Source organism: Streptomyces sp. NPDC055025 (assembly GCF_053608565.1).
On the sequence record NZ_JBSGVS010000130.1, the window covers coordinates 1 to 8,903 of the forward strand.

The 8,903-nt window shown below is 72.3% G+C and carries 7 protein-coding genes; 3 read left to right on the top strand and 4 right to left on the bottom strand.

Annotated elements, in window-relative coordinates; translation table 11 throughout:
* Window positions 1-102: 102 nt before the first annotated feature.
* From ACWGDX_RS38820 to ACWGDX_RS38830, 3 genes are all read right to left on the bottom strand, one after another.
* A complete protein-coding gene (locus tag ACWGDX_RS38820; RefSeq protein WP_453633465.1) occupies window positions 103-1,965 on the bottom strand; it encodes a glycosyl hydrolase family 18 protein in 1,863 nt (620 codons plus the stop codon).
* Between the two features lie 250 nt (window positions 1,966-2,215).
* Complete coding sequence (locus tag ACWGDX_RS38825; protein ID WP_453633466.1) at window positions 2,216-2,881, bottom strand: response regulator; 666 nt, start codon at window positions 2,879-2,881, stop codon at window positions 2,216-2,218.
* Window positions 2,882-2,897: 16 nt separating this feature from the next.
* Window positions 2,898-4,223: a sensor histidine kinase gene (locus ACWGDX_RS38830; RefSeq protein ID WP_453633468.1), complete on the bottom strand. Its 1,326-nt coding sequence runs from the start codon at window positions 4,221-4,223 to the stop codon at window positions 2,898-2,900.
* Window positions 4,224-4,469: 246 nt separating this feature from the next.
* On the opposite strand from ACWGDX_RS38830, the gene ACWGDX_RS38835 reads away from it, so the two are divergent.
* The 3 genes from ACWGDX_RS38835 to ACWGDX_RS38845 all read left to right on the top strand — a co-directional run bounded on the left by ACWGDX_RS38835 (window position 4,470) and on the right by ACWGDX_RS38845 (window position 8,104).
* Window positions 4,470-5,702, top strand: a complete 1,233-nt coding sequence (locus ACWGDX_RS38835; RefSeq protein WP_453633470.1) for a Clp protease N-terminal domain-containing protein — start codon at window positions 4,470-4,472, stop codon at window positions 5,700-5,702.
* 290 nt (window positions 5,703-5,992) lie between these two features.
* Entirely contained in the window at window positions 5,993-7,408 is a 1,416-nt protein-coding gene (locus tag ACWGDX_RS38840) for a sensor histidine kinase (RefSeq protein ID WP_453633472.1), read from the top strand.
* A gap of 42 nt (window positions 7,409-7,450) precedes the next feature.
* A complete protein-coding gene (locus ACWGDX_RS38845) occupies window positions 7,451-8,104 on the top strand; it encodes a response regulator (protein WP_453633476.1) in 654 nt (217 codons plus the stop codon).
* A gap of 65 nt (window positions 8,105-8,169) precedes the next feature.
* Here ACWGDX_RS38845 and ACWGDX_RS38850 read toward each other — a convergent pair whose 3' ends face one another.
* The gene (locus ACWGDX_RS38850; RefSeq protein WP_453633474.1) at window positions 8,170-8,742 is read right to left on the bottom strand and encodes a cob(I)yrinic acid a,c-diamide adenosyltransferase; all 573 of its coding nucleotides are present in this window, start codon (window positions 8,740-8,742) and stop codon (window positions 8,170-8,172) included.
* Window positions 8,743-8,903: the final 161 nt, after the last annotated feature.

An 8,903-nucleotide genomic window follows, 5' to 3' on the forward strand; every position in this document is an offset into this window, starting at 1 on the left:
GTCGTTGACCCGCTTCAGGCCGTTGAGATCGCAGACGACCAGGCTCACGACGGCCCCGTCCTCCCGGTGTCTGCCGACCGCCTCGTCCAGCCGTAGCGGTGGTTATCCGAGGCTGTTCTTGACCGCGGTCACCAGCTCGCCGTTCGCGGTGTCTCCCGTGAAGTCCCAGAAGAAGGCGCCGCCCAGGTTCTGCTGGTTGGCCCAGGCCATCTTGGTGGCGATGGTGGCCGGGGTGTCGTAGCTCCACCAGTTGCTGCCGCACTTGGCGTACGCGGTGCCCGCTATGGTGCCGGTGGCCGGGCAGGTGTTCTTGAGGACCTTGTAGTCCTCGATACCGGCCTCGTACGTGCCGGGCGCGGCGCCGGTCGCGGTGCCGCCGGGCGTCGCCTGCGTCACACCGGTCCAGCCGCGTCCGTAGAAGCCGATGCCGAGCAGCAGCTTGTTGGCCGGCACGCCCTGCGCCTTGAACTTGGCGATCGCGTCGGCGGAATTGAAGCCCGCCTGCGGGATGCCCTGGTACGAGGTGAGCGGGGAGTGCGGGGCCGTCGGGCCCTGCGCGGCGAAGGCGCCGAAGAAGTCGTACGTCATGACGTTGATCCAGTTGAGGTACTGGGAAGCGCCCGCGTAGTCGGTCTGCTCGATCTTGCCACCGGGCGAGGCGTCCGCCGTGGTGGCCGCCGTGACCAGGTTGTTCGTGCCGAACTTGGCACGCATGGCCTGCACCATGTTCTTGAACGCGGCCGGGCCGCTGGAGTCACAGGTCAGACCGCAGGAGTTCGGGTACTCCCAGTCGAGGTCGATGCCGTCGAAGACATCGGCCCAGCGGGGGTCCTCCACCAGGTCGTAGCAGGACTGCGCGAAGGCGGCCGGGTTCTGTGCCGCCTGGGTGAAGCCGCCGGACCAGGTCCAGCCGCCGAAGGACCAGAGGATCTTGATGTGCGGGTACTTGGCCTTCAGCTTGCGGAGCTGGTTGAAGCTGCCGCGCAGCGGCTGGTCCCAGGTGTCGGCCACACCGTCGACGCTCTGGTCGGCGGTGTACGCCTTCTCGTAGTCGGCGTAGGAGTCACCGATCGCGCACTTGCCGTTGGTGACGTTGCCGAAGGCGTAGTTGATGTGCGTGATCTTGGCCGCGGAACCCGAGGTGTCCAGGTTCTTGACGTGGTAGTTGCGGCCGTAGACGCCCCACTCGGTGAAGTAGCCGAGCTTGACCTTGCCGCCGGGGGGCGGGTTGCCGGGGTCGGTGCCGCCGCCACCGGTGGTGCGGACCGCGCGGGCGCCGCTGACCGGGCCCGTCTGGTCGATGGTGTCACGCGCCTGGACGGTGTACGAGTAGTCGGTGCCCGCCGTCAGACCGGTGTTGGTGTACGTCGTACCGGTGACCGTGGCGATCTTCGTACCGCCCCGCAGGACGTCGTAGTTCTTGATGCCCTTGTCATCGGTGGCCGCGGTCCAGCTCAGCGTCACCGCGGTGTTGGTGATGTTGCTCGCGGTGGGGGTGCCGGGAGCCGAGGGCGGGTTGTCGCCGGGGACGCTCGGTCCGCCGTCGCAGGAGGCGCCGTTGAGCTTGCAGTTGGACGGCGCTCCCGCACCGGAGCCGTTGAAGCCGAAGCTCACGGAGGCGCCGGGGGCGAGGGTCCCGTTCCAGGACTTGTTCTTGGCGGTCCAGTGGTTGGCCGAACCGGTGATGTCGGCGTCCCAGCCGGAGGTGACGGCGGTGCCGGAGGGGAAGTCCCACTCCACCGTCCAGGAGCTGAGGCTGGTGGTGCCGGTGTTCTTCACCGTCCACTTGCCCTCGAAGCCCGTGCCCCAGTCGGAGGTCTTGGCGTAGGTGGCGGTCGCCGAGGCGGCGGCCTCCGCGGGGGTGGCCAGTCCGACCAGGGCCGCGAGCGGAAGCAGCAGCGCGGTCAGACCCGCGACAGCCTTGGATCTGAATCGCGTTCTGTGGAGGGCGGGTTGGATGTTCAAGCGTGCTCCTCAGGTGAGTACCGGACAAAGCGGGGGGTGGGTCCGTGCACTGCTCACCCTGCGACGGCTCACCGCAGCGTGTGCGGTGAGAGTAGGAAGGTCTGGACCACTCGTCAATAGGTCCAGACCAAAGGCGCGGTGGAGCCGGCCGAGGGACACGCCGATCAGGGGTGTCGTTCCGGGCGCTTCTCACGGTCCGTCGGCGGCTCGTTCGAGGCCCCGTTCGTGCCCCTTCGCGGCCCGGGTCGGATCAGACCCCCAACTCCTGTGCCAGCACCGCCGCTTGTACCCGGCTGCGCAGTCCGAGCTTGCCGAGCAGCCTGCTCACATGTGTCTTCACCGTAGCCTCCGCCATGGTCAGACGTACGGCGATCTGGGCATTCGACAGCCCTTCGCCGAGACAGGAGAGCACCTCGCGCTCCCTGCGGGTGAGGCCGCTGAGCGTCTCCGGATCGGCCGCCGCTCCGGACCGGCGGGCGGACGCGGGCGCGGACGACGCGGTGGCGAACTCGGCGATCAGCCGGCGGGTCACGGCCGGGGCGATCAGGCCCTCGCCGCGGGCCACCGTCCGTACCGCCGTGAGCAGTTCACCGGCCTCGGCGTTCTTCAGCAGAAAACCGGCGGCCCCGGCGCGCAGCGCCCCGAAGACATACTCGTCCAGATCGAAGGTGGTCAGTACGAGGACGTCCGCGAGCCCCTCCGCGACCACGGCGCGCGTCGCCGACACACCGTCGAGCCGGGGCATCTGTATATCCATCAGCACTAGATCGGGGCGCAGTTCACGGGCCAGCGCGACCGCCTCCTCGCCGTCCGCGGCCTCCCCGGCGACCTCGATGTCCGGCGCGCTGCGGAGGATGAGCACCAGACCCGCGCGTACCGCCGACTGGTCCTCGGCGACCAGAACCCGGATGGTCATGCCGTACCGCTGCTCGTCATGCCGTACCGTTTCCCTCGTCGACGGGCAGTTCGGCCCGTACCAGCCAGATGGTCGTACCGTCACCGGTGGCGACGGGTCCCGCCTCGAACTCCCCGTCCAGCAGCGCCACGCGCTCGCGCATCCCGATCAGACCGGCGCCGGAGCCGGGCGCGCGCGGCCCCGGCCGGTCGCCGAAGGGACTGGAGACCCGCACCCTCAACTCCCCTGCTGTACAGGCCAGTCGGACGGTGACGGTACCGGGCGCGGCGTGCTTGAGCGCGTTGGTCAGGGACTCCTGGACGATGCGGTAGGCGGCCAGCTCGACGGGGGTGGGGAGGACGAGCGCGCTGTCCTGGCGCAGGTCGTCCAGGGCGAAGCCGAGACCGCTGGAGGCGCCGTTCGTACGGGCCTGTGCCAGCAGTGTGTCCAGCGCGCGCAGGGTGGGCGCGGCGGCCGGTCCGGTCCCGCCGCCCGCGCCGCCGTCCGGGCCGTTGTCCCGGAGCAGCCCGATCAGCCTCCGCATCTCGGCCAGCCCCTCGACACTGTTCTCCCGGATGACAAGGAGCGCGTCCCGGGTCGTCGCCTCGTCGTCCAGGGAGAGCGCGGCGGTGGAGTGGATCGCGATCGCCGAGAGATGGTTGGCGACCATGTCGTGCAGCTCACGGGCCATCCGGGCGCGCTCGGCGAGCACCGCCTGACGCCGGTCCATCTCGGCCAGCAGGGCCGTCTGTTCGGCCCGCAGCCGGGCCGCCTCGGCGGCGTCGCGGTGGTTGCGCACCAGGGCGCCGGTGGTGGCGGGGCCGAAGCTGATCAGCCCGGTGAACACACCGACCAGCAGCACGTCGGTCCGGGGGATCCAGGAGACGAGCCCGATCGGCACCGCGACCGTGACCAGCGCCGTGGTCCAGGGGATACGGCGGGCGGCGGCCGGTGTTCCGTACAGCACCGCCGCGTACATGAGGTCCGTGAACATCAGCACCGTCGCCAGACTGCCGCTGGTGAACTGGTCGGCGACCAGGGTGAGTGTGCCGACGATCACCGTTGTCCGCGGCGCGGTCCTGCGCAGCGTCTCCAGCCCGGCCATGACGCCCATCGGCAGCAGCGCCCAGGCCCCGGTCAGCGGCCGGGAGTCCTGGATGGTGTGCAGCCCGACGGCCCACAGCACCAGACCGCCGAGCAGCCCGGCCGCGGCGATCAGCAGGTCGTGACGGTGCGGACGGCCGGCGTGGTGCGCACGGCCGACGCGGCCGGGGAGAGCGTCTCGTCGGGGGTGGCCGTCGTGGCGGGGGAGGCCGTCGCGGTACGGGCGCGGGAGCCGGAGGGGAAAACTCACCCTCCCCATGAAACACGGCCCGCGGGACACGGTCCTCCCCATCCGGGGGGAGCGCGGGATACATCGAAGGATGCAGTCCCGATCCCGGCCCCGGACCCACCGGCCCGAAGCGCTCCTCGTCGATCACGAAGCGGTGAGACGGTGGCCGATCGGACCGCGGGTGTGGCCGGTCGGCCGATGTGGTGGTGTGAGGCGGGCGCCTAGCGTCTCCCGCACCAGGCCACGGCCGACACCGCGAACTCCCAGGGGAACCCGATGGAAGAACGACCTCCGCTCACGGCGCGTACCGGCGCCGAGCGACTCGACGGCGAGACCACGGAGTTCGAGTCCGATGTCCTCGACCTTCTCGTCGCGACGCTGCTCCGCGCGCTCAAGCAGGAGTTCCGGAGCGTGGGTACGGACGACCTGCTGGCCGCACTGGTCCTCGGTGACTCGGCGGCCGGTGAGGCGATCGCCCCCGGTATGCGGCGGGCCGGCTCGCTGAGCGGGATGATCCACGGCCGGGCGGGTCGCGGATGGGTGAGCGACGACAACGGCGACAGCGGGGACGGCGGCGGCGACGACAGCGGCACGTCGGCCGTACCCGGTGACGAGCACGAGGTCGACGCCGTCTGGCGCCAGGCGCGGCGGTACACCATACGGGGCTCCGGGGGAGAGGACGCGGCGGGCGACCGGGTCTGGCCCGAGCCGTCCCGGGCGCTGCGTGCCTGTCTGCTCCACGCCCTCCGGCTCGCCCGCGCGGAGGGGAGCCTCGGTGCGGGCTCCCGGCACGTGGCCCGCGCCCTGCTGGACATCCCCGGCACGAGGGCACGGGAAGCCTGCGTACGGGAACGGCTGGACCCGGCCGCCGCGTACGCCACGCTGGACACTCTCGACACCCGGGCCGCGGCGGGGGAGGAAGGGCCGGGGGCGGAACGGCCGCAGTCCCCGGCCGTCGTGGTCCTGCGCCGGGCCGGGTTGCTGGAGGACAGGAGCAACTGGCTGGCACGCACGGTGATGTCATGGGTGTCCGGCAGCGCGGTCAACGGCACGCCCGTCGTGTTCGCGGTGTCCACGGAGGCCGTCCGCCAGGCCGTGCGGTGCGGACGGGGCGAGGTGGAACCGATCGATCTGCTGCTGGCCGTCCTGGCCCTGGACCGGGCGCTGTCCATCGCCGGACGGTCCCTGCCCGAGGCGCTGGTGTCCGCCAATGAGGCCGCAGGTCTGCTGCGTACGCACGGAGTGCGCCCGGCGTCGCTGACCCTGTCGGCACTCGCCGTCGATCCGCCCCCCGTGACCGAGGACGTGCCGCTCTCCGCCGCCGCCGAGCGGACCGTGGCCGTGGCACAGCTCACCGCCGCCGAGCACGGCGCCCCCGGCGTCGGGACGGTGCACCTGGTGAGCGCGCTCCTCGATGACGCCGAGGGACCGGTTTCGGAACAACTGCGCGCGCAGGGAGTGGACCTGACCGCGCTGAAGGCGGACCTGAGTCTCCGATTGAGCACGTGAGGGGCCGATCCGTGCGGGTCGCCCCCGCGCTGACCCGGCCGGTGCGGCTGACGCTACCGTTGCCGCGCGGACACACTCCAGGGCGAGGGCGGGGATGACGGTGAGGCGCTTGCCCGGACGTACGCGCCGCGGATGGGGACGCGGGAGGGCCGCGACGGCGCACACTCCCCGGCCGGCACTCCGCCCGCGGTCGGCACTCGGCGGCCCGCGGTCGGCCCTCGGCCCTCGGCCCGCGGTCGGCGCGGGCTGTACGGTCGCTGCGGCGCGAAGCGGTGGAGGGCTGGGCCGCCTTGCGCCATGCCCCGCGCCGTACCGTCGCCGCCGAGGCGCTGGGCTGTCTGCTGACGGCGGCCCTCGGGCTGGTCCCCCTGCTGCTGGTGCGTCCGGACCGGCCTGTCCTGGCCGTACTGGAGGCGCTGTACACGGTCCTCCTGGTGCCCCTGCGGCGCTACCGGCCGGTCCTCGCCATGCTGGGTACCGGGCCACTGCTCGTCGGCCCCAACGTATGGGTGCTCGCGGTCGTACCGCTGATCGTGCTGCCCGCCGCCCGCCGGATCGCGCCGCCCCGCCGCGCGTGGCACGCCGTCCGGGCGGCCTGCGCGGTGACCGTGGTGCTGACGACGGCCGCGAGTCCGTTCCGGCCGGGCGCGTGGGCGCGGGAGCTGGCGGAGAACGGTGTCTCCGCCGTCCTCCTGGTGCTGCTCCCCGCGTTCGCCGGGATCCTGCTGGGGCGGCGCCGGCCTCTGGTCAGTCTGCTGCGGGAACGCAACGCCTATCTGGAACAGGCCCGTTCACTGACCGCCGCCGCCGCGCGGCTGGAGGAACGTACCCGTATCGCCGGTGAGATGCACGATCTCCTCGGCCACCGGCTGAGCCTGATATCGGTGCACGCCGGGGCGCTGGAACTGGCCGCCGCGCGTCAGGCACCGCCGCTGGCGGGCCAGGCCGAACTGCTGCGTACCACCGCCGGTACGGCGATGGAGGAACTGCGCGACATCCTGGGCCTGTTGCGGCGCGAGGACACGGCGGTGCCGGTGCCCGAGCCCGAGGGGGACCGGGGGACACACGAGGACATCACCGCGCTGGTGGCGGAGTCCCGGCGAGCGGGAGTCACCGTCGAACTCGACTGGGCGCTTCCCGGCACGGCCGATCCGAGCCCGCGCACCCGCCAGTCGGTGCACCGTGTGGTGCGCGAGGGGCTGACGAACGTGCTCAAGCACGGGGCCGGGGCGCCCACGCGGGTGGAGGTCAGGGGCGGCTCCGGCCGGGTCGAGGTCTCCGTGACCAACGAGGCGCCGCGCCCGGGACATCACCGGGGGACCGGAAGCCGCAGCGGACTGGCCGGTCTGGAGGAGCGGATCGCCCTGCTCGGGGGCTCTTTCACGGCGGGCCCCCTGCGGGACGGCGGGTTCCGGCTGGCCGCCGTACTGCCGTACCGTCCGCACGCGATCACCCCGGCCGTACCCCCGCCGGCGGTGAAACCCGCGTCGGCCACGGGACCTCCGTCGGCCGTAGACGGACCCGCCGGCGGCGCGCCCCGGGCCCTTCGCGGCGGCGGCACCCCGCCCGCCGGAACCCGCCCGCCCCTGTCGGACGAGGTACTCACCTGGCCCCGGGTGCTGGGCGCGGGCTGCGCGGCCACGCTCGTGATCCTGCCCACGGTGACCTTTCTGATCGTGCTGCTGACGATCGCCGCTCTGAGATGAGGCCGCTTCAGGGCGAGGAACACGTCCTAGGATGACGGGGTGGTGATACGGGTCCTGATAGCCGACGACGAGGCGTTGATGCGCGCCGGCATCAGGCTGATCCTGGAGAACGCCGAGGACATCGAGGTCGTGGCCGAAGCGGGTGACGGCCACGAGGCCGTCGCGGCCTGCCGCGACCGGACCGTCGACGTGGCGCTGCTCGACATCCAGATGCCGGCCAAGGACGGGATCGCCGCCGCCGAGGACATCGCCCGTATCTCGCCGTCCACTTACGTGGTGATGCTCACGGCATTCGGCGAGGAGCGGAGCGTGACCCGGGCCCTGCGGGTCGGCGCGAGCGGTTTCCTCCTCAAGGACACCGGCCCCACCGAACTGATCCACGCGGTACGCCGCGCCGCCGGCGGTGAGCCGGTGCTCGCGCCGCGGATCACCCGGCGGTTGATGGCACAGCACGTACGGTCCGCCCATGACACCCAGGCCGCCCGGCGCAAGGTCGAGGAGCTGACCACCGCCGAGCGGAGCGTCCTGCGCTTGCTGGGCACCGGCCTGTCCAACGCCGAGATCGCCGACGAGCTGTATCTGAGCGCGAGCACGGTCAAAGCGCACATCAGCCGGATCCTCACGCGCACGGGCTGCGCCAACCGCGTACAGGCGGCGGTCCTGGCCCATGACGCGGAACTGCTCGCCGACCGCTGAGGACGGTCAACCGGTCCGCCGGTCCACGGTCCGCCGGCCGGGCCTGTCCGGGACGCGCGTGGCCCTCAGCGGTCGCCGCCCGGGACCCAGAGCACGTCCCCGACGTCCTTGTTCGCCACACGGGCGAGGACGAAGAGAAGGTCGGAGAGACGGTTCAGATAGGTCGCCGCCAGAGCGTTCATGGTCTCGCCGTGCACCTCCAGCGCCGCCCAGGTGGAGCGCTCGGCGCGGCGTACGACCGTGCAGGCCTGGTGGAGCAGGGCGGCGCCGGGGGTGCCGCCGGGCAGGATGAAGCTGCGCAGCTTGTCGAGCCGCTCCAGGAAACGGTCGCAGTCCGCCTCCAGCTTGTCGATGTACGACTGCTCGACCCGCAGCGGCGGGAACTCGGGCTTCTCCACCACCGGCGTCGACAGATCCGCGCCCACGTCGAAGAGGTCGTTCTGGACCCGGACGAGGACCTTCACCAGCTCCTCGGGGAGTGCGCCCAGCGCGATCGCCGTACCGATGACGGCATTCGCCTCGTTGGCGTCGGCGTACGCGGCGATCCGCACATCGGTCTTGGCGGTACGGCTCATATCGCCGAGCGTGGTCATGCCCTTGTCGCCGGTGCGGGTGTAGATGCGCGTCAGATTGACCATATGGCCAGCCTAGATCCTGTCCGGCCGGCCGTGGGGTACGGCCGGGGCACGGATGCCCGGCGGAGGTACCGGTGCCCGGCCGGGGCCGGCGCCCCGGGGGGGGGCCCGCCCCCCGGGGGGGGGGACCGGACCGCCCCCCCCCGCGCCCCCCCCCCCCCCCC

What these genes read in the sequence shown, in the direction of transcription:
- ACWGDX_RS38825 (WP_453633466.1), bottom strand. Translation starts at nt 2,881, where the DNA reads ATGACCATCCGGGTTCTGGTCGCCGAGGACCAGTCGGCGGTACGCGCG.
- ACWGDX_RS38830 (WP_453633468.1), bottom strand. Translation starts at nt 4,223, where the DNA reads ATGGGGAGGGTGAGTTTTCCCCTCCGGCTCCCGCGCCCGTACCGCGAC.
- ACWGDX_RS38835 (WP_453633470.1), top strand. Translation starts at nt 4,470, where the DNA reads ATGGAAGAACGACCTCCGCTCACGGCGCGTACCGGCGCCGAGCGACTC.
- ACWGDX_RS38850 (WP_453633474.1), bottom strand. Translation starts at nt 8,742, where the DNA reads ATGGTCAATCTGACGCGCATCTACACCCGCACCGGCGACAAGGGCATG.